The following is a 20494-nucleotide window of genomic DNA, read 5'->3' on the forward strand; positions in this document are numbered from 1 at the left end:
ATGCCCACCACTTCGCAATACGACGCCCAGGGCCGCCTCCGCCACCTGCTCACCCTGCAGGACATGCCGCGCGACACGCTCACTGCGCTGCTCGACCGCGCGCAGCACTTCGCCGAGGGTCACGATGCTCGCCACGTGCTCGCCGGCACCGCGATCTGCACCCTGTTCTTCGAACCGTCGACGCGCACGCGCCTGAGCTTCCAGCGCGCGGCGCAGCGGCTCGGCGCCGACGTGCTGGCCTTCGATGCATCGACTTCGTCGACGACCAAGGGCGAGACCGCGCTGGACACGCTGAAGAACATCGAAGCGATGGGCGTGCGCGGCTTCGTGATCCGCCACAAGGACGATGGCGCCGTCGCCGAACTCGCCGCCGCCGCGAATCCCGGCACCGCCCTGCTCAATGCCGGCGACGGGCGCAGCGCGCATCCCACGCAGGGCCTGCTCGACATGCTGACCCTGCGCCAGGCCAAGGGCGCGGATTTCTCGACGCTGAAGATCGCGATCATCGGCGACATCAAGCATTCGCGCGTCGCGCGGTCGGACCTGCATGCGCTGCGCGTGCTCGGCGCCACGCACATCCGCGCCTGCGGCCCCGCCTCGCTGCTGCCCGACGACGGCACGCTCGACGGCTGCCACGTCACCCACGATTTCGACGAAGCGCTGGACGGCGCCGACGTGGTGATGATGCTGCGCCTGCAGCGCGAACGCATGGAGCAGGGGCTGGTGTCCTCGCTGGAGGACTACCACCGCGACTACGGCCTGAGCGTGCAGCGCCTCAAGCGCGCGACGGCCGATGCCGTGGTGATGCATCCCGGCCCGATGAACCGCGGCGTGGAGATCGACGACGCCGTCGCCGACGGCTCGCAGTCGCTGATCCTCAAGCAGGTGAACAACGGCGTCGCCGCACGCATGGCAGTGCTGGAAGCGCTGCTGGGTTGAGGTCGACCGGGTGCGGCAGGCTCAGCGCCTCGCCTCGGCGTGCAGCGCTTCCATGCGCGCGCGGATCTCGTCGTAGCGCGCGCCGAAGTCAGCGGGGTTGATCAGGATGTCCGCCGGGCCTTCGGTCTGGGCGGCGTAGAGCTGGCCGCCGAGCCGCACCAGCAGGCCCAGCATCGGGTTGTAGCGCGCGCTGTATTTCGACGGATCGCGCAGGCCGATCGCGAGGACGCGTTCGAGCTGCGGGCTCTGCCGGCCACGGCCCGAGACGATCTCGGTCTCGCGCAGGCCAGTCACGTCCTCCCAGCGCACGAAGCCCGGGGACACGCCGCCCGGCGCGTAAAGGAAGCCGCGCGGCGTGAGCACGAACCACGGCGCCTTGCGGATCGCCATCGACAGGAAGCCCAGCAGCAGCACGGCCCAGATCAGCACGAACAGGCCGACCATGATCTGGAGATGCAGCGCCCACGCGGCGACCGGCGTGAAGTCGGGATCGCGCTCGGGCCAGGTGAGATAGAACCAGACGCAGGCGGCGCCCCCGAGGATCAGGATCAGCACGACCACCCACTGGCCGACGCGCGGCGCGTGCAGGGACACCTCCACCGGGCCGGTCACGCCCTCGGTCGGGCTGCGCGTGAGGTCGGACAGGGCCTGCCAGCCGAGGCCGAGGACCATGAACCCGACCGGGACCGCCACGAGCATCATGAAACCGCGCTCGACCCACGCGAAGGCTTCGGGATAGCGATCCTGGAACAGGAAGTCGGCCGCGATGGCGCCCACGACGATCGCGAGCGCGCCGTACTGGATCCACCGCACCCACCTGCGTGCGTTCGACATCGCGCCCCCTCCCCCGCATTTTCGCGAAGGCCCGATGCTGCCAGCCCGGCCCGTGGGCCGCAACGGGGATCAGCCCGTGGCGGTCGCCAGCGCAGCGTCGCGCCGCAGGCGCGGCCGGCTGGGGAAGGCGTGGCGCAGGATCCGCCACATCACCTGGCCGAACTGCTTCGGCAGCGAACCGGTGTCGTAGTGCTGGCCGTAGCGCGCGCAGATCTCGCGCACCTCGACCGCGATCGCGGCGTAGCGGTTGGCCGGCAGGTCGGGATAGAAGTGGTGCTCGATCTGGTGGCTGAGGTTGCCCGACATCAGGTCCATCCAGCGCCCGCCGGAGATGTTCGACGAGCCGCGCAGCTGGCGCAGGTACCAGTGGCCGCGCGATTCGCCGATGGCCGATTCCTTCGAGAAGGTTTCGGCGTCGGCGGTGAAATGGCCGCAGAAGATGATCACGTAGGTCCAGACGTTGCGGATCACGTTGGCGATGGCGTTGGCCACCAGCACGGTGAGCCACCACGGCCCTGCGAGCAGCGGGAAGACGATGTAGTCGCGCAGCACCTGGCGCCCCACCTTGCGGCCGACCGGGCGGGCCTGCGCGCGCAGCTGCGCGAACGTCACCTTGCCGGCGAACCAGCGCCCGAGGCGCAGGTCCTGGATGGCGATGCCCCACTCGAACAGGAGCGCGAACACCACCGCGACCACCGGCTGGGCGAGGTAGAAGGGCTTCCAGCGCTGCTCGGGGAAGATGCGCAGCAGGCCGTAGCCGATGTCGTCATCCATGCCGCGCACGTTGGTCCAGGTGTGGTGGCGCCAGTTGTGCGTCTTCCGCCAGTTGTCGGCAGTGCCGGCGATGTCCCATTCGTAGCTGCGACCGTCGAAGCGCGGATCCTGCATCCAGTCGTACTGGCCATGGATGACGTTGTGGCCCAGCTCCATGTTTTCGAGGATCTTCGACAGCGCGAGCAGCAGCGTGCCGAGCACGAGGACCGTCAGCGCGACCGGATGCAGCACCGCGCCGAGCAGGCCACCAGTGATGGCACCGGCGCCGATCAGGACGCGACCGGCGATCCCGGTCCAGCGCACCGAGGCGTGGATGCGGCGGATGTAGTCGGCGTCGGCCTGGCCGATCGTGGCCGTGACGCGTTCGCGCAGCGCATCGAGTTCGGCGCCGAAGCGCTCCAGTTCGTCGGCACCGAGGGGGCGGTTGCGGGGCGTGGCCATGCGTTCAGAGGTCCAGGACGAGGTCGCCCGCCGCAGCGCTGATGCACAGGCGGAGAGCGGTGGCGGGTTCGGGATCGCGCGCGCCGGTAAGCACGTCGCGGGTGGTGCCGGCGGACTTGCCGCAGGCGCAGGTGTTGCAGATGCCCATGCGGCAGCCATGCGCGGGGCGCAGGCCGGCGGCTTCCAGCGCGACGAGCAACGGCTGGTTGCGCGGCACGCGCAGGGTCGTGCCGCTGCGCGCGAGGCGGACTTCGGCCTCGCCGGTCTCGCCCGGCAGCGCGTCGGGCGGGCTGAAGGCTTCGGCCTGGAACGATGCGGCCCGGGGCTCGGCCAGCGCGCGCGCATGGGCGACGAAACCGGCGCTGCCGCAGGCGAGGACATGCGGCGCAGCGCCCTCGCCCGCCAGCGTGGCGAGCGTGTCCGCATCGAGCCGCCCGTGCGCGAAGCGCGGGTCGGTCGCGCGCGTCGTGGCGATGTGCACGCGCAGCGCGGGATGCGCGTCGGCCAGCGCGCGCAGTTCCTCGACGAAACAGGCCTCGCCCGGGGTGCGCACCCAGTACGCCAGCGTGATCGGACGGGTCGAACCGCGTGCGCCCCGATCACGCAAGGCCTGATCGCGCAGCAGAGCGATCAGCGGCGTGATCCCGCTGCCGCCGGCGAGCAGCAGCACCGGGGCCGCGTCGTCGGGCAGCGTGAGCGAGCCGAAAGGCTCGCCGATGGTCAGCACGTCGCCGACACGGGCGTGGTGGACAAGGTGCTCGCTGAGGCGCCCGCCGGGCACGGCCTTCACGGTGATCGCGAGGCGCCCGCCAGGCAGCAGGCTCGGGCTGTAGCTGCGCGCGACCCGGCGGCCGTCGACCTCGGCACCGACCATGACGTGCTGACCCGGCGCGGGCCTGCGGACGTGGCGGTTGCCGGCCAGGACCAGGGTCACGGTGTCGGCAGCGGTGTCTTCGCGGCCGACGATGCGGGCCAGCGGGCGGCGGCGCGACCAGGTCGGCGACACGCGCTCGGCCCAGAAATCGAAGACGTGGTCCGGGACCAGGGCGGTCCAGGCGCGGCCGAGCATGGAGGCGGAAGAGGGGGGCATGCCGCCACTATACGCATGCGAATACAGATGTCTATACAGTTGTATATACATTTCCGGGGCTATGATGCCGGCTCGCCTGGAGCCGCCCCGTGACCGATGCCCTGCCCCCCGACACCGAGGCCGCCCATGCCCGCAAGGCCGCCATCTCCCGCGACGACCTGCTCGCGGCGGCCCTGCGCCTGATCGGCCCGCACCGCTCGGTGTCCACGCTGAGCCTGCGCGAGGTCGCCCGCGAGGCCGGGATCGCCCCGAACAGCTTCTATCGGCAGTTCCGCGACATGGACGAACTGGCGGTGGCGCTGATCGCGCTGGCCGGCCAGTCCCTGCGCCGGATCGTCGGCGCCGCCCGCCATCGCGCCGACCAGAGCAATCGCGGCATCGTCCGTGGCTCGGTGCAGACCTTCTTCGAGCAGATGCGCGCCGACGACCGCCTGCTGCACGTGCTGCTGCGCGAAGGCACGGTGGGCTCGGACGCGTTCAAGCACGCCGTGGATCGCGAGCTGACGACGTTCGAGGACGAGCTGCGCCACGATCTGGTGCGATTGGCGGCGAAGGACGGCGTGTTGCTGCACGAGCCCGCACTGGTCGCCCGGGCGATCACCCGCCTGGTGTTCGCGATGGGCGCGAGCGCACTGGACTCCCCGCACGAACGCGACGCCGAACTGATCGACCAGCTCGCCACGATGGTGACGATGATCCTGTCCGGCGCACGCCTGATGGAAACCCGCAGGCGCGGCAGGGCGACGCCCTAGCGCTGCAGGTCAACGCGACAGATCAGCGCAACAGGATCAGCGTCGCCAGGCCGAGGAAGGCGAGGAAGCCCATCACGTCGGTGACCGTGGTCAGGATCACGCCACCGGCCAGCGCGGGATCGAAGCCCATGCGCTTGAGGCCCAGCGGCACCAGCACGCCGGCTGTGGCGGCGAAACAGAGGTTGATGGTCAGGGCCGAGCCGATCACCAGCGACAGCATCGGATCGCGGAACCAGACGAAGACCACCACCGCGAGCAGCAGGCCGAGGCTGAGGCCGTTCATCAGCGCCACGCGGAGCTCCTTCCACAGCAGCGTGCGCACGTTCGACGCGCCGACCTGGCCCAGGGCGAGGCCGCGCACCATCAGCGCGAGCACCTGGGTGCCGGCGTTGCCGCCCATGCCGGCGACGATCGGCATCAGCACGGCCAGCGCGACGATCTTCTCGATGGTGCCCTCGAAGCGACCGACCACGCTGGACGCAAGGAAGGCGGTGCCGAGGTTGATCGACAGCCACAGCAGGCGGCGGCGGAACGCGCGCGGCACCGGGCTGAACAGGTCTTCTTCCTCGTCCAGGCCCGCGGCGCCGAGCGCCTGGTGCTCGGCCTGGTAGCGGATGATGTCGACCACGTCGTCGATGGTGATGCGGCCGAGCAGCACGTTGTTGTCGTCGACCACCGGGGCGCTGATCCAGTCGTGGTCGGAGAACATGCGCGCGACCTCGTCGGCGCTCTCCTCCACGCCGATCGCCGGCTGCTCGTCGTCGACGAGCTGGTTGATCGGCGTGCTCGCATCGCGGGTCAGCAGCGACTGCAGCGCGATCCGGCCGAGGTACTGGTGGCGGCGGCTGACGACGTACAGGTGGTCGGTGTGCTCGGGCAGTTCGCCGCGCAGGCGCAGGTAGCGCAGCACCACGTCGACCGTGGTGTCGGCGCGCACGGTGACCACGTCCGGGTTCATCAGGCGACCGGCGGTGTCCTCGTCGTAGGACAGCACCTGCTCCAGGCGCTCGCGGTTCTCGCGGTCCATCGACTTGAGGATCTCGTCGATCACCGTATCGGGCAGGTCCTCGACCAGGTCCGCGAGATCGTCGATGTCGAGGTCCTCGACCGCCGCGACCAGTTCGTCCGGGTCCATGTCCGCGATCAGGCTCTCGCGCACGTCCTCGCCGACGTGGACCAGCACCTCGCCATCGTCCTCGGGATCGACCAAGCCCCAGACCACGCTGCGCTTGGCCGGGGGAAGGGATTCGAGGAGGTTGCCGATCTCGGCCGGCGACAGGGTGTTGACCAGCCGGCGCACGGGACCCAGGCGGCCGCTGTCGAGCGCGTCGGAGAGCAGACGCAGCTGGCGCGCAGTCTTGTCGTGGCGGATGGTCTCGGCCATGCGGTGCGTCCGGTGGCGTGGGGCGCACCCTTCGAGGCGAAGCCACGACGGCGCACGGGGTCAGGTGTCCATCCGCGCATTATCGCCTGTCGTGCAGGGGATGCCCAGCCCGGCGCGGATCGTGACGGTGGACGCGGACGAGGTCGCGCGAACGCAAGCACGGGCTCAGGTCCACTTCACGCCGGCGAAGTGAACCTGACCGATCCCATGAACCAGAGCCCGTTCCCTGTAATGGCGGCACAATTCATGCTTCGCGATGCGGGGAATCCACCGGAAGCGGGGACGCGGCCATGACGCATCGCACCATTGCAGCATCCTATGCGCGAGGTCTGCCTGACGCGGTGGTCTCGCGACGGACAGGACGCGCCATGCGCCCCGTCGACCACGTGCGTGCGAACCATCGGAACAAGGCGCGATCGCCATGAGCGAAATCACGGTATTGCTGGGACAGGCCCGGGAAGGCGATCCATTGGCGTGGGACCGCGTGGTGCAACTGCTGTACGCCGACCTCAAGCGTCTGGCGCGCAGCGCGTCGTCGATCGACGGCGGGCAGGATGTGACCGCGCTGGTCCATGACTGCTATCTGCGTATGTGCCGCTCCGGGGCGGATGCCGTCGCCAACCGCGCGCATTTCCTGTCCCTGGCGGCCGTGGCGATGCGCCAGCTGGTCATCAACCACGCCCGCGACCGCGTCGCGCAGAAGCGTGGCGGCGGCCAGACGCACACGACGCTGGGCAAGGCCGATCTGGATCTTTCCGCCAGCGCGCGCGCCGAAGCCGAGGAACTGCTGGAGATCGACACCGCGCTCAAGCGCCTGGCGGACACCGACAAGCGTCTGGTGCAGGTGGTGGAGTGCCGCCTGTTCGCGGGCCTGAGCGAAGAGGAGACCGCCACTGCGATGGGCGTCTCCCTGCGCACCTCGCAACGACTCTGGCAGGAGGCCAGGACGCATCTGCGGATGCTGCTCGACGACGCCGCCTGAGCACCCGCGATGTCCTTGCGCGACCGATTGCTCGAACCACGCGGCCTGTTCCGCGGCGCCCTGTTCAAGGACATGCTGCGCACGCACTTCGACGCCGACGGCTTGCAGGCGGGCACGCGCGTCGGCGCGTTCCGCATCGTCCGCGAACTGGGACGCGGCGGGATGGGCGTGGTCTATCTGGCCGAGCGCGCGGACGGTGAATTCGAGCAGAACGTCGCGCTGAAATGGCTTCAGGACGCCAGGCTGTCGCCGGAAAGCGCCGCGCTGTTCCGCCGCGAGCGCCAGTTCCTCGCCGAGCTGTCGCACCCCAACATCGCACGCCTGATCGACGGCGGCCGCACCGACGAAGGCCACCTGTGGTTCGCGATGGAGTACATCGAAGGTCTGCCGATCGATCGCCATGCCGAGACGCATCGCCTCGACGAACGGCAGCGCGTCGCACTGATGCTGCCGGTGCTGCAAGCCGTGGAATTCGCGCATGGCCGGCTGCTGATCCATCGCGACATCAAGCCCGGCAACGTGATGATCGATGCCGGCGGCCAGGCGAAGCTGCTGGACTTCGGCATCGCCGGGCTGGCCCAGGAAAGCGATCAGGCCACCGCGTTCACGCCCGAATACGCCAGCCCGGAGCAGCGCGCGCTGGGTGCGGTCGGCACCGCGTCGGATGTGTGGCAGCTCGGCCGACTGCTGCAGGCGGTGCTCGCCGCCGGCACCGCGCAACCGCCTTCGCGCGACCTGCAGGCGATCATCGACAAGGCCACGGCCGACGCTCCCGCGCAACGCTACATCACTGCGACCGCGCTGAAATACGACCTCGAGCGATATCTCGCGCGCAGGCCTGTGCAGGCGCGCCAGGGCGGCCCGCTCTATCGATGGACACGGCTGGTGCAACGCCATCCCATCGGCAGCCTGAGCGCGGCGCTGGTCACGCTGGGCGTGGTCGCGCTGGTCGGCGGCTTCCTCTACTACGCCGCCGTCGAGCGGACTCGGCTGCGCGAAGCGCGCGACGAAACGCTCGCGGTGAATCGCTTCCTCAACGAAGACCTGCTCGGCGCGGGCGACCCCTTCATCGGCAACGCCAGCGACGCACCGGTCTCCGACATCCTGGAAGCGGGCCTGGAAAAGGCCGGCAAACGCTTTCCCGACCATCCGGCGATCGCCGGAAAGATCATGGTCGCCATCGGCCACACCCTGAACAGCCGCGGGCAGTATGCGTCGGCGCGCCGCGCGGCCGAACGCGCCACGCGACTGCTCGCGCAGGCCGACGGTGCGGATGCGTCGTCGCTCGGCGAGGCGCGACTGCTGGACGCCATGATCGACATCCATTCCGGCGAGCCCAGGGCGGCGCAGCAACGACTGGATGCGCTGATCCGCGATTTTCCGTTCGATCCCGACGACGACGCGCCGGACGTTCTGGCCTGGCGCATCCGCAGTTCGCTCGCATGGAACCAGCAACTGCTCGGTCGCGCGGACCTCTGCGCGCGCACCTACGAACGGATCCTGAGGCGCACGCGCGACATTCCCGAGAACGAGCTGGGCGATGCCTACAACGGCCTGAGCCTCTGCCAGAGCCAGATGGCGCGCTTCGACGAAGCCGTGCGCAGCGCGCGTCGCTCGGAAGCCTATGCCGCCAAGCTCAACGGCATTGAGAGCGGGGCCGCATCGCTGGCGCGAATCCGCATCGCCACGGCCCTCAGCGGGCTGGGACGACACCGCGAGGCCACGACCCTGCTGCACCGGGAGGTGGTGAACCTGCATCGCCTGCTCGGACCGGACCACGGCACGACCGCGACCTACGTCAACCTGCTCGGGTCGATGTACCTGTGCGCGAACGACAACACCGCTGCGGCAGCATGGTTGGCCGAAGCGGTGGAGGCGAGGCGTCGGACGATCGGTCCGGACCACGCCTGGACCCGGGGCGCGACTGCGCAGTACGCGGTCGCGCTGCTGCGCAGCGGACGCAGCGAGGAAGCACGCCCCTACTTCGAGCGCATGGAATCGACCCGGCAATCCGTCGACGATGTCGGCTCGCAGATGTGGATCGATCGCGCCCTCGGCGAATGGCAGCTGCGCCGCAGCAACGCCGAGGAAGCGCTGGCCCATTACCGCAGCGTGCGCGAGACGGCGCTGGCCTCCAGCGATCGCTTCCGCTCGAACATGCACGCGATCGAAGCCGGTTACGGTCTCAGCCTCGCGCAGTCCGGGCGCACGCAGGAGGCATTGGCCGCCTACGAACGCTCGATCGCCGCGATTCCCGATGCCAGCCGCTGCAGCAGCCCGCTGACCGTCGATGCGGAGCGGGATCGCCAGCGCCTGCTCGCGGCGTCACAATCGCGCTGAACGTTCGCGCTGAATATGCGAACCGAACCTTAGCGCCGAATCCACGTCCGGGCTCCCACATGTCGCTCACCATCGCCCCGTCTTCCGCCGAATGGCCGCGCCTGTTCCTGGCCCATCGCGACGTGCTGCGCGACGCATTCGCACCAGTAGCGGTCGATATCGAACACATCGGCAGCACCTCGGTGCCCGGGCTCGCTGCGAAACCGGTGATCGACATCCTGGTCGGCGCGGCGTCGCTGTCCGACATCGAGTCGCGCATCCCTGCCCTCGTCGCCGCCGGTTTCACCTATCGACCGGAACACGAAACCGCACTGCCCATGCGGCGCTACTTCACCCTGACCCCGCCCGGCGGCCTGCGCGTGCACGTGCATGCGGTGGAATGCGGCAGCGCGCTCTGGCGCGAGCACCTCGCGTTTCGCGATGCGTTGCGCAGCGACGACGCACTGCGCGACCGCTACCAGGCGCTGAAATTCGAGCTCGCGCAGCGCCACGCGCACGACAAGTCCGCCTATACCGAAGCGAAGGGGCCGTTCATCCGCGAGGTGATCGCCTTGTCGGGCGGGTGATCGCACGCTCGCTGCGACGGGATAGTGCAGCGGTGTCCATGCGCCGATCCATGCATCGCGACGTTATCGGAGCCTGCCCGGCAGTGACGCGATCGCGCCACTGTAGTCACGCATGGCCGCAGGGACGACGTCGCGACACGCGACAGCGCCCCTGCGGCGGTCTTCAGGGCGTGCTTACATCGAAGTCGAGGTATAGGTCATGAAGATCACCCCCGTGGAGTTAGGCGAGGGCATGCTGGTGACCGTGGTGCCATCAGCGGACAGCTTGATGCGGCCGTCGGGACGATAGACCCAGCCCGCACGCCCGGCACCCAGCGAGACCATCTGGTCCTGCTCGCCCCAGCCATGCGTCAGCTCCCTGACCTGGGACTTCGCATTGCCGTTGGCATCGATCTCCTGCACGAAATACTTCGTGGCCAGGCGCTGGGTCTGGTCCGGGCTGGGACTGTCGAAGGACGTGGTCACATTGGTCCCCGAAGCCATCATCTGCGCCCAGCCGAGCAGGTAGCGCGGCGTGCCGGTGCTGTCGTTGCCGAGCGAAACCAGCTGCGGGTAGGACAGGAAGTGCGTGGCACTGCTCTTGATCCACAGCGGCGCGGACAGCCGAACGCCGACGCTGTTGAAGCGGACCAGCCCGATGCGCGAGCGCTCGGCGATGGACGGGGTGGGCGAGCCCACGAGCACGCCGATGAACTCGCCGTTGGCGGTCGGCAGGATGGAGGTGCTGCCGCCGTTGAAGCGCAGTGAGCTGCTCGTCGACATGTAGATGCTGTGGGTCAGGCTCGCGTTCGTCCCTTCGACACGCATGTAGATCCCGCCCTTGCTGTAGTCGCCGGCGGCGTTGTTCCAGTCCGTGGTGCAGAACGCGCCGAATTTGCCGGTGGTGCTCAGAACAGGCCGATTGGCCAGCGTGTGGCCGCTGGCGCAGGCCCATTTCCAGCCGCGGGTGATGTCGATGGTGGTGTTGGACGCCGTGGCGACCCGGGTGACTGCGATCATGCTGTCGGCCTGGTGCTGCGTGCCGCCCGAATCCTTTCCGCTCGTCGATTTCAGAGCCACACCGTAGTGGCTGCTCGACATCACCAGATTGTGATGGCCGTATTCCCAGCTTCCCTGTCGACCCGCCTGGTTGATGGCCTTGCTGACCACGTAGCTGTTGTAGCCCGTGAGGGCGTTCGTGGGCGCGGCAGGGCTCCCCTTCCACTCGTACAGCCACATCTGATCGTCGTACGATTCCGCGGTGAGCCAGTCCCTCCAGCTGTTCCCCTCGGCCGTATTCTGCAGTGCCGCGACTAGGTCCTTGGTCGGGCCGGTCGAGCCGGACGATCGGCGGCACAGCGCCGCGACCGTCGAGCAGCTTGCATCGGCCACGATGCCGGCCATGTCCTTGCAGGCGGGGAAAGCCCGGGAGGTGAAGTTGCTCACCGCGCCGGTGCTGCTCACATCACCGGAAATCAGCATGCCCTCGTGGGCGCCGGCCGTACTCATGCTGGTCAGCGAGGCGTAGAACTTCCTGACCCCGCCGGTCGTGCAGGAGGTCGAATACATGCGCCGCGGAACCACCGCGCCGGGATGGTAGGACAGGATCCTGATCACCCAGGGGTACTCGCCTGCGGTCGTGCGCGAGTTTGGCAGCGTGTAGGTGCCGGAGTTGGTGGTGCCGGCTGCGGGCAGCGTCTGGGCCAGGGCAGCAGGCGCAAGCAGTGCCAGGGCCAGGGCCGTCGCCAGACGGGTCGCCGGAGCAATGGTTGGTGCGTTCATGTGGGTCTTCCTTGTGTGGGTTCGTATGCGCGGACGGACAGCCGGTCTCGAACCCGGGATACGTCGCCGGATCCGTGATCGAGGGCACGCTCTGTTTCCCTGGCCTTTCCCGGCCTGTGCCGATGGCTGGCAGGCGGCTTTCGCAACGCGCAGCCAACCAGGGCGCGAGATTGGCCAGCGCCGGCATCAAATGGATCACGGCGCATCACGAAGCCATCACGAGACGATCACGAACGCCGGTCGATATTCCGCTTTCGGCTTGGTTTGTGCCGTTTTTGCCCCCTCCACACCCGGGCGGACCGGTGCCATCCCGCAATCGCCCATGGCAGACTAGGATCGAGGAGTCAGGGGTTGCGGGACGGATCGCCGCAGCCTTGTGTGCCCCCTGCCGGCAGGCATTCTCACGGAAGACGATACGATCATGCGATATCGATGGGACGACTTCAGTCTGGACCGCGAAGCGATGCTTCTTGTCCATGACGGGCGCCAGGTGGATGTGACCCGCAAGACGCTCGCCTGCATCCATCATCTGATCGAGAATCGCCATCGCGTCGTCGGCTACGACGAATTGATCCGCACGCTGTGGGGACACGACAACGTCACCAACCACCAGCTGTCCCAGGTCATCCTTTCTGCACGGCGCGCGATCGGCGACGACGGTCACACCCAGCGGCTGATCCGCACGGCGCCCGGTCTGGGCTATCGCTGGGTCGGCGCGATCAGCGAGGGTGACGCCCCTTCAGCGCAGTCGCCCGAGCCGGCAAACGGAGCGACCTCGAAGCTCGCGCAGAGGTCCATGGCATCAGGGGTCGGCGAGGGCCTGGCGCGCTCGACGACGGAGGCAGAAGCGTCGGGACCCCGGACATCGGAACCTCCGGCATCCGAATCCGCCTCCCCCGCTGCCCCTCCGCAGGACGCATCGCCCGCAGGCGCCTTGGTCGCCGACACCCTGCCGATCCATGGCGGCAGGAAGCGCGCACCGCACTGGCTCGGCTGGATCGCCGTCTCGGCGGTCGGTCTTTCCGGAGCGGCCATGTACGGCACGATGCGCGGCGCGCCTGCGCAGTCGATGACATCGGCCACTGCAACGCCTGCAGGGGATGCCGTCGCCACGCTGGAAGCTGCACTGGATGCCGGTCGATACGAGGATGTCCGCGAAGGCCTGGCACGGTTGCCGCCGGAGATCGCGGACGGCCCGCAGGCCAAGCTGCTGGAAGTGCGGCTCGACATGTTGCGGGGCAGGACGGAACTCGCCCTGCAGAAGCTCGAACGACAGCAGGCACGCGCGGACGCCGCCGGGGATCCGCTGTGGCGTGCCAGGGTCCTGACGATGAAGAGCATGATCTTCGCCAAGGGCGAAGGCACCCCTGCGTCGATCACGGCCGCATCGAGCGAAGCCCTGGCGCTGCTGGCGTCCATGGGCGAAGCTGCCCCCGCCGAGGATGTCAGCGACGCAGTCTTCGGTCGCGGCGTGGGATTGATGCGCGAGGGACGATCGGACGAGGCCATGCGCGATTTCGTCAGGGCCAAGGACATCCGCATCGCGATCGGCGACCTCGACGGCGCCGCGCAGGTGCACGGCAACCTGGCGCGCGCCTGGATGCGTGCCGGACGCATGCGCGAAGCGCTGGAAGAGTTGCAGGCCCTGCTGGCGTCGAACAGACGATCGAAGGATCCGGTCAACCAGATCTACACGCTCAACACGATCTCGCGCATCCAGGTCGAACTGCTTCGCTGGGAGCAAGCGCTGTCCGCCAACGACGAAGCCTTGCGCCTGCTGCGACAGACGCCCGGGTCGGATCGCCGCCAGCGCGCCCTCGTGCTGCGCGCGTTCATCCTGAGCGAAACCGGACGCCTGCACGAGGCCGCCGCGCAACTGGAAGAAGCCGCGCAGCTGGAAGGCGGCGATGACGCCATCAGCGCCTCGATCGAGGCGATGCACCACCTCGCATCGGGCGCCCCCGCACGCGCGATGGCTCGGCTGGAACAGAGCTTCGACACGAAACCGTACACCTACGATTTCAATCCGATGCTGGAGGACGCCGAAGGCCCGCTGCTGCTCTGGGCCCTCGCTGCGCGGGACCTGGCGACGCAAGGCAAGCCGGTTCGGGATCTGCCCGTACAGCAGAAGGCGATGATCCAGAACGCGAGGACCGCGACCGGCCGCATCGCGCGCGGCCGATGGCTGTGGATGCAGGGCGACGCCCAAGCCGCCGAAGCGGACTTCAGGTGGGCCCTGCAGGAAACCCGGCGCATGGGCCAGACCTATCGGATGACGCTGGCGGCGGAAGCGCTGGTCGAGCTGTTGCTGCAGCGGGACGATGCGGATGGCGCCCGGATTGTGCTGGAGGATCTGCGCGCGCATCAGCCGAACCGTATCGACCGCGACTACCGCAGCAGCGTGATGAGTCTGCAGGTGGCGATCGCAGGCGGCGATCCAGCGCGGATACGGGCTGCGTATACGCAGGTACGGGCACTGGCAGGCGAGCGCGCGCTGCCCGGCGATGTCGCGCGACGCTACGCCGATGCGACCAGGAAAAGCACGGCGGCCTTCTCCCGACCCATGGATCGAATGGTGACGGATCCGCCGCACTTGAAGTGAACCTGACCTCGTCTGCGCAGATCGCAGCTGCAGGAATCGGCAGTAAAAAGACCGCGCCGGAACCCGGCGCGGTCGGTGATCCACCTTCGAGCGATGTACTGCGTCAGAGCGGCGTCAGGGTGCAGGCACTGTTGTCGCTGAACCGCTTGCCGACGACCTGCACACCGTTGATGATCGAAGTGCGGTCGTTCAGCGTGAGGACGTACGCCGATTTGCTGGCCAGATCCTTGAAGTGACTGGTCGCGGCATAGTTGGTGTACTCCTGGCCGTTCCAGTTGGGATAGGTGCGCACCCGCATCGTGCCCTGAACCTGCGGCTTCACTGTCCAGGTATCGTAGCGCTGCTTCCAGCGCTCCACTGGTGTCAGCTCAGCGTAGCAACCGGCCGGAATGCGGTAGGAGCCGTGATTGAAATTGGTGGTGAAGGACGTCGATTTCTCGCCACTCTTGGTCGCCGAGGCGCCGAAGGTGACCGCGTAGTTCCAGCCGAACGAGTCGGAGATCGTGAACTGCGCGCCGATGGTGACCTCGCTGGACACCGTATAGGCCCAGGACGAGGCCTTGGTGGTGGTGATGCTCCACTGCGTTCCCGAAGGCAGGGTCATCGCGGCCGACTGCGACGTGGTGGGGATGCGGACCTTGTTGAGGCCGACGACCTGGCTCCATGCGGTGTAGGTGTCGTTCTGCGCACGCGTACCGAAGGCATTGGTGCGAATATCGACGCAGGCGCCGCTGCGACTGCAATAGTCGACCGAGGACGTCTGGAAGCCATTGCCCGAGCTGATGTTCATGTTGTTGATGTACACCACGTCGGCACGCGTGGTGCTGGTGCTCGGGATACCGAGGGCCGCCTTGGCTGCGGCGAGGTTCTCTCCCGAGGTGTCCCACGGCTTCAGCGCCGTGAAATCGCTCAGCGCGAACTTGCGCCAGGCGGCGGTCTTGGTCGTCAACGTCGAATTGGTGACGACCCTGGCGGAAACGTTGCGGACCACGGGATCGGCACTCGTCGTCGGCGCCACGCCGTCATCGTTCATTGACAGGGTGAACTTGCGGGCGTTGCTGAGGCAGCGACCAGCAACCGCGAACGCGGAGCGCACATCGCCCACCGGGAAACCGAGGTCGGCCGCCGCCTCCGCTGCGCCACAGGTCGTGGCCGCCATGCTGCTGTTCTCCACCTGGTACAGGTTGCGCGCATGCGAGAACAGCATGGCGATCTTCCTGCGATCCCAGCCGCGTGTGGCCAGTCGCTGGGCGACCGGGCGAAGATAGCCACCGGGGCCCATGCCGTCATTCGCATCGAAGGATTCCCAGCGATCGAGGATCGCCGAGGTATTGGCGTCGACGACGAGCGTCGGACGCGAGGCACGCCTGTGCAGGGTCGCCGGGACATCGAGCGACACGACGTAGACCAGACGCCCCTTGCCGGCCGCATCGCGCCAGATGTACAGATGCGCGGTGTTCCTGGCATCCGGCGCCAGGCCGATGCCGGACAGTTTCAGCTTGCGTCGTGCGGCGTCCAGCGCGCCGGTCATGTCGACCGCAGGCATGATGCTCGCCACATCGAATTCCAGGCCCTTCACGAAACTGCCGCTGGCGCGCTTGATGCGGCCGTCATGAGCGCCGTTCTCGATTTCGGCAACGAAAGAACCACCGAACACCGGAACGCCCAGATGGTACTGCTCGAAACGGGCCAGGGCACCGTCGCCGACCATCTGCGCATACGCCATCTGCAGGTCGCTGGATCGGGTGCCGGTGAGCTGATAGGCATTGACCGATCCGGCCTTGGACTTGGCCGAAGCCTGACGTGCGAGGTCGACGGTCTGCGCGGCATGGACGACGCCGGCCTGGGCCGCGAGTACGGCGAGCAGACTGGCATGGAGCATCTTGCGATTCATGAAACTCTCCAGAAGAGGATGTGAACGTGCGTCCGCCGTGCGGCACCTTGCATGTGCCCGGGCTGGACCGTGCCTGGTCGAGTGAGGCCTGTTCGAAATCGGCACTCTCGTGGAGCGCATGCCGAATCACCCCGGTCTTCACTTCACCCGGCGCTGCATGTGTCGGCAGGACCGGGCTGCATGGACGTTGGAGGCTTCGCACGGATGACGCATGCCAGAACCGTCACGATCGCATCATGGTTCCGTCAGGACGCGACTACCTCGTGCACGACAGGTCCAGCACGACGCGCGAAAGCGCCCTTCCCCGCTTCATGGCCCCGTCTTGCGGAACGTCGTCCCAGCCCGCGCCTGCCGAGGATCGACGTGCCGGCTGGGAGTTCGCGGCGCAACATCCGGGCACGCGAGCGCCCGGAGGTTCACGACGACCCACTCGGAACGTGAACGCATCCGCATGATCGACATGACAGGCGGGCGCTTGATCATTTCGTGATCCGGACATGATCGATTCCGCATGACCGCGATTCAGGCGTGATGGAATGCTTGTGCCGCGCCCCGGTGCGCGTGCCCTGGACAGGGCATGGAAACGCCAACGGAAGCGCATTTCCATCCAATACGAACAAGGAAGACGCCCATGTCACGCATTCTCGCTTTGACCGTTCCATCGGCCGCACTGCTTCTCGCAGCCGTCTCGATCGATGCCTTCGGCGGTCCGCCGCAACGCAGCGGCAAAACCGGATCCGCCGGCGCGCCCCTCCAGGGCCGCCTCGAAATGGTCTGGGGCGATGCCAGGCCCGGCAGCCGGGCGCCGCACATCCTGGAAGTGAACCTGGTCGATGATGCCGGTCGCCGCACCCCACTGGACACCGCAGCGGCGGCCAGGGCGGCGGGCGACCTGTATGGACTCTACGGCCGCCGCGTGGCCGTCAGCTTCGGCCTGCAGAAGCGTGCCGGCACCATGCCCTCGCGCGCGCAGCCCGACGCCATCGTGCCGATCGACGGTTTGACCGCCAGCCTCCGCGACGCGCGCGCCGGCCTGGCATCGCCGACCAGCGTCTCCACCCGGGCGATCACCGGCACGACGGTCTGGGCGACCCTGATGTGCAAGTTCAAGGACATCACCACCGAACAGAAGGCCAGGTCGTTCTTCCAGGGACAGTACGGCAACACCGCCGGCCAGCTCGACCACTACTGGCGCGAGGTGTCCTACAACAAGATCAACCTCACCGGAAGCGCAGCGTACGGCTGGTTCACCCTGCCGCAGAACCGCGCCTACTACGTGACCACGGGCACGGACGGCAAGCCGAAGGCCGATCTGGGCAAGCTGTTCACCGACTGCACCAATGCCGCCAACGCCAGCGTCAACTTCGCCGCGAACGGCGGGCTGCAGGGCATCAACATGATGTTCAACGGCGACCTGGACGGCTACGCATGGGGTGGTGGCCGCTGCGCCACGCTGGACGGCATCAACAAGTGCTGGAGCACGACGTGGAACCCGCCTTGGTCGTTCAACAACCTCGCGCCGCTCTCGCACGAAATGGGCCACGCCTACGGCCTGCCGCACGCCAACAATTCCGATGGCGACGCCGACACCTACGACAATCCGTGGGACGTGATGAGCGACGCGTGGAACAACGCGGTCAGCAATGCCACCTACGGCAGCCTGCCCAAGCACATCAACATCTACTCGCGCGATCGTCTGGGCTGGGTCGATGCTGCGCGCCTGCGCACGGTCACCCATGGCAGCGCCGCGACCACCTACACGCTCGAGCGCGCCAGCCTGGCGGGTTCGGCGTACGCGCAGATGATCAAGCTGGTGGTCCCGGGCAGCACCACGCGCTACTACACGATCGAAACCCGCAAGCGGACCGGCACGTACGAAGCCAACCTGGCCGGCGACGCCGTGATCATCCATTCAGTGGACACCGCTCGCAGCCAGCCCGCGTGGAGCGTCGACGCCAGCAGCCCGCCCGCCACGGTCTCCAACAACGAGGGCAGCATGTTCAAGGTCGGCGAAATCTGGACGACGCCCGAACCCCTCGGCAGCCGTTTCAGGGTCGAAGTCGTCTCTGCCACCACGGAAGGCTTCCGCGTGAAGGTGTCGAGCCTGTAATCGATCGGCACTGCGACAAACGCCCGGGATGACCGGGCAAGGACGGCGGCGACGCGGGCTGACGCGCTCGTCGCCGTGCCTGTTGATCGATGCATCTGATAGCAGGACTGCCTAGAGCGCGTCACCATCCCGCCCCGGACATCCCCAGTTGAGGATCGGGGTGCCGGCGGGGAGCACGCGGCGGAACATCTCGACGCGCGAGGGCTTGGGGTTCACGACGACGGGCCTGCGCGCGGCGTGGAGCAGCGGCAAGTCGGCGCTGCTGTCGGTGTAGGCGGCTTCGACCGGGCCGCCGAAGCCGGCGTCGGCGATCATCCGCATCTTCATGCGGTAGTGGCAGTGACGCACGGCGACGATCGAACCGTACTTCGGCCCGACCTGGGTGCCGATCACCGGCAGGTCGCCATGCCCGGCGAAGGCGAGGATGGCGCGGGCCAGTTCGGGCGGCGCGCCGGTGGCGACGATCACCCGGTCGCCGGCTTCGCGGTGCCTGCGCAGCACGTCGAGGGCCACCGGCAGCAGGCGGGGCTTGATCGCATCCGCATGCGCCGCGACGTAGCGCGCGGTCATCGCATCGAACTCGGCGACCTTGCGCATGCCCAGCGTGCCGACCCAGACGAAACCGGAGATGCCGCGGCGCCGCGTGGGCAGGAAGGCGATCATCGGGCCGAACACCGGCGCGATCAGCAAAGCCAGCGCGCGGCGCCACCAGGCGCGTTCGATCAGCCACTTGAACAGGTGGCTGCCGGAATCGCCGTCGTACAGGGTGTGGTCGAAATCGAACACCACCAGCGGCGCGTCGGCCGCGGGCGTCGGGTACTGCGCCTGGCTCATGACGGGAAGAACAGCCGCTGCAGGGCCGCGCCCGGATCGGGATCGCGCATGAAGGATTCGCCGACCAGGAACAGGTCGATGCCGGCATCGCGCATGCGCTGCACGTCGTCGCGGGTGGCGATGCCGCTCTCGGTGACCAGCGGTCGACCGGAAGGCATCGCATCCTTCAGCGCCAGCGTGGTGTCGAGCGACACCTCGAAGGTACGCAGGTTGCGGTTGTTGACGCCGATCAGCGCCTCGCGTCCGTCGATGGCCGGCAGGCGCAGCGCACGCTGCAGTTCGTCGCCGTCGTGCACTTCGACCAGCACGTCCAGGCCGAGCGCCATCGCTTCGCGGTACAACGAAAGGAGCTGGTCGTCGTCCAGCGCGGACACGATCAGCAGGATGCAGTCGGCGCCGAGCGCGCGCGCTTCGACGACCTGGTAGGCGTCGACGGTGAAATCCTTGCGCAGCACGGGCAGCGCGCAGGCGTCGCGCGCGTCCTGCAGGTAGGCGTCGGCACCCTGGAAGAAATCGACGTCGGTCAGTACCGACAGGCAGGCCGCGCCTGCGGCCTCGTAACTGCGCGCGATCGCGGCCGGATCGAAATCGGCGCGGATCACGCCCTTCGAAGGGCTGGCCTTCTTCACTTCGGAGATCACGCCCGGCAGGCCGGCGGCGCGCTTCGCCTGCAATGCGGCGATGAAGCCGCGCACCGGCGATGCGGCGGCGGCGCGCTCGCGCAGCTCGGCCAGCGAGACGCGTGCGACGCGCTCGGCGATCTCCTCGTGCTTGCGGTCGACAATGCGCTGCAGGATGTCGGCGCGGGCGGAATGGGATGTCGCTGTGCTCATGGCGATTTCAGTAACCAGTCGTAGGCGCGTTCGACTTTGGCGACGCGCGTGATGTAGCGGGTGTACCAGTCGCGTCGGCCACGCGCACGGATCGCGGCGTGTTCGACGTGGTGCTTCCAGGCCAGGATGTCGTTCTCGCTGCGCCAGTAGCTGACGGTGATGCCGACGCCGTCGGCGCCGCGCACCGATTCGACGCCGAGATGGCCCGGCTGCTGCGCGGCGAGCGCGACCATGGCCTCGGCGGCTTCGGCGTAGCCTTCGGGGTCGGCGCCGCTGCGCTGCGAGGTGAAGATCACCGCGTAGTACGGCGGCTCGGGCGTGCGGGCGAAACCTTCGGCGCTCATGGAAGCAGGCTCAT

16 protein-coding genes are annotated in these 20494 nt (G+C 68.2%); 7 read left to right on the forward strand and 9 right to left on the reverse strand.

Annotated elements, in window-relative coordinates; all coding sequences use genetic code 11:
• A complete protein-coding gene (locus ACFQ0E_RS00925) occupies nt 1-939 on the forward strand; it encodes an aspartate carbamoyltransferase catalytic subunit (protein WP_386821827.1) in 939 nt (312 codons plus the stop codon).
• 21 nt (nt 940-960) lie between these two features.
• Here the strand turns inward: ACFQ0E_RS00925 and ACFQ0E_RS00930 are convergent, their stop codons facing one another.
• From ACFQ0E_RS00930 to ACFQ0E_RS00940, 3 genes are all read right to left on the reverse strand, one after another.
• A complete protein-coding gene (locus ACFQ0E_RS00930) occupies nt 961-1773 on the reverse strand; it encodes a hypothetical protein (protein ID WP_386821828.1) in 813 nt (270 codons plus the stop codon).
• 69 nt (nt 1774-1842) lie between these two features.
• Nucleotides 1843-2988: a fatty acid desaturase family protein gene (locus ACFQ0E_RS00935; RefSeq protein ID WP_386821829.1), complete on the reverse strand. Its 1146-nt coding sequence runs from the start codon at nt 2986-2988 to the stop codon at nt 1843-1845.
• A 4-nt stretch (nt 2989-2992) separates the two neighbouring features.
• On the reverse strand, nt 2993-4078 hold the full coding sequence (locus ACFQ0E_RS00940) for a ferredoxin reductase (protein ID WP_386821830.1): 1086 nt from the start codon (nt 4076-4078) through the stop codon (nt 2993-2995).
• Between the two features lie 89 nt (nt 4079-4167).
• Here ACFQ0E_RS00940 and fabR point away from each other — a divergent pair, with 89 nt between their 5' ends.
• Nucleotides 4168-4830, forward strand: coding sequence for an HTH-type transcriptional repressor FabR (gene fabR, locus ACFQ0E_RS00945; protein WP_386821831.1), 663 nt, complete (start codon nt 4168-4170; stop codon nt 4828-4830).
• Between the two features lie 22 nt (nt 4831-4852).
• Here the strand turns inward: fabR and mgtE are convergent, their stop codons facing one another.
• The gene (gene mgtE, locus ACFQ0E_RS00950) at nt 4853-6214 is read right to left on the reverse strand and encodes a magnesium transporter (RefSeq protein ID WP_386821832.1); all 1362 of its coding nucleotides are present in this window, start codon (nt 6212-6214) and stop codon (nt 4853-4855) included.
• A 421-nt stretch (nt 6215-6635) separates the two neighbouring features.
• Here mgtE and ACFQ0E_RS00955 point away from each other — a divergent pair, with 421 nt between their 5' ends.
• From ACFQ0E_RS00955 to ACFQ0E_RS00965, 3 genes are read left to right on the forward strand one after another with little or no spacing between them, the layout of a single operon-like run.
• The gene (locus ACFQ0E_RS00955; protein ID WP_386821833.1) at nt 6636-7196 is read left to right on the forward strand and encodes an ECF-type sigma factor; all 561 of its coding nucleotides are present in this window, start codon (nt 6636-6638) and stop codon (nt 7194-7196) included.
• 9 nt (nt 7197-7205) lie between these two features.
• Nucleotides 7206-9536: a protein kinase domain-containing protein gene (locus tag ACFQ0E_RS00960; RefSeq protein WP_386821834.1), complete on the forward strand. Its 2331-nt coding sequence runs from the start codon at nt 7206-7208 to the stop codon at nt 9534-9536.
• Between the two features lie 59 nt (nt 9537-9595).
• A complete protein-coding gene (locus ACFQ0E_RS00965) occupies nt 9596-10102 on the forward strand; it encodes a GrpB family protein (RefSeq protein WP_386821835.1) in 507 nt (168 codons plus the stop codon).
• A 174-nt stretch (nt 10103-10276) separates the two neighbouring features.
• Here the strand turns inward: ACFQ0E_RS00965 and ACFQ0E_RS00970 are convergent, their stop codons facing one another.
• The gene (locus ACFQ0E_RS00970) at nt 10277-11863 is read right to left on the reverse strand and encodes a hypothetical protein (protein WP_386821836.1); all 1587 of its coding nucleotides are present in this window, start codon (nt 11861-11863) and stop codon (nt 10277-10279) included.
• A gap of 421 nt (nt 11864-12284) precedes the next feature.
• Here ACFQ0E_RS00970 and ACFQ0E_RS00975 point away from each other — a divergent pair, with 421 nt between their 5' ends.
• Nucleotides 12285-14465 (forward strand): winged helix-turn-helix domain-containing protein, encoded by a 2181-nt coding sequence (locus ACFQ0E_RS00975; protein WP_386821837.1) that lies wholly within the window; start codon nt 12285-12287, stop codon nt 14463-14465.
• Between the two features lie 103 nt (nt 14466-14568).
• Here the strand turns inward: ACFQ0E_RS00975 and ACFQ0E_RS00980 are convergent, their stop codons facing one another.
• Nucleotides 14569-16359: a hypothetical protein gene (locus ACFQ0E_RS00980; RefSeq protein ID WP_386821838.1), complete on the reverse strand. Its 1791-nt coding sequence runs from the start codon at nt 16357-16359 to the stop codon at nt 14569-14571.
• A gap of 631 nt (nt 16360-16990) precedes the next feature.
• On the opposite strand from ACFQ0E_RS00980, the gene ACFQ0E_RS00985 reads away from it, so the two are divergent.
• Nucleotides 16991-18469 carry a hypothetical protein gene (locus ACFQ0E_RS00985; protein ID WP_386821839.1) on the forward strand — a complete coding sequence of 493 codons (1479 nt, stop codon included), beginning with the start codon at nt 16991-16993 and terminating at the stop codon, nt 18467-18469.
• Between the two features lie 111 nt (nt 18470-18580).
• Here ACFQ0E_RS00985 and ACFQ0E_RS00990 read toward each other — a convergent pair whose 3' ends face one another.
• The 3 genes from ACFQ0E_RS00990 to ACFQ0E_RS01000 are packed head-to-tail and all read right to left on the reverse strand — an operon-like array spanning nt 18581 to nt 20480.
• Nucleotides 18581-19303 (reverse strand): haloacid dehalogenase-like hydrolase, encoded by a 723-nt coding sequence (locus ACFQ0E_RS00990; RefSeq protein WP_386821840.1) that lies wholly within the window; start codon nt 19301-19303, stop codon nt 18581-18583.
• A complete protein-coding gene (trpC, locus tag ACFQ0E_RS00995; RefSeq protein ID WP_386821841.1) occupies nt 19300-20136 on the reverse strand; it encodes an indole-3-glycerol phosphate synthase TrpC in 837 nt (278 codons plus the stop codon). The genes ACFQ0E_RS00990 and trpC overlap by 4 nt, the downstream gene beginning before the upstream one ends.
• On the reverse strand, nt 20133-20480 hold the full coding sequence (locus tag ACFQ0E_RS01000) for an antibiotic biosynthesis monooxygenase family protein (protein WP_386821842.1): 348 nt from the start codon (nt 20478-20480) through the stop codon (nt 20133-20135). Before ACFQ0E_RS01000 ends, trpC begins: the two co-directional genes overlap by 4 nt.
• Nucleotides 20481-20494: the final 14 nt, after the last annotated feature.

Origin of the sequence: Lysobacter brunescens (assembly GCF_042677005.1) — a bacterium.
Taxonomy (GTDB): domain Bacteria; phylum Pseudomonadota; class Gammaproteobacteria; order Xanthomonadales; family Xanthomonadaceae; genus Lysobacter_I; species Lysobacter_I brunescens.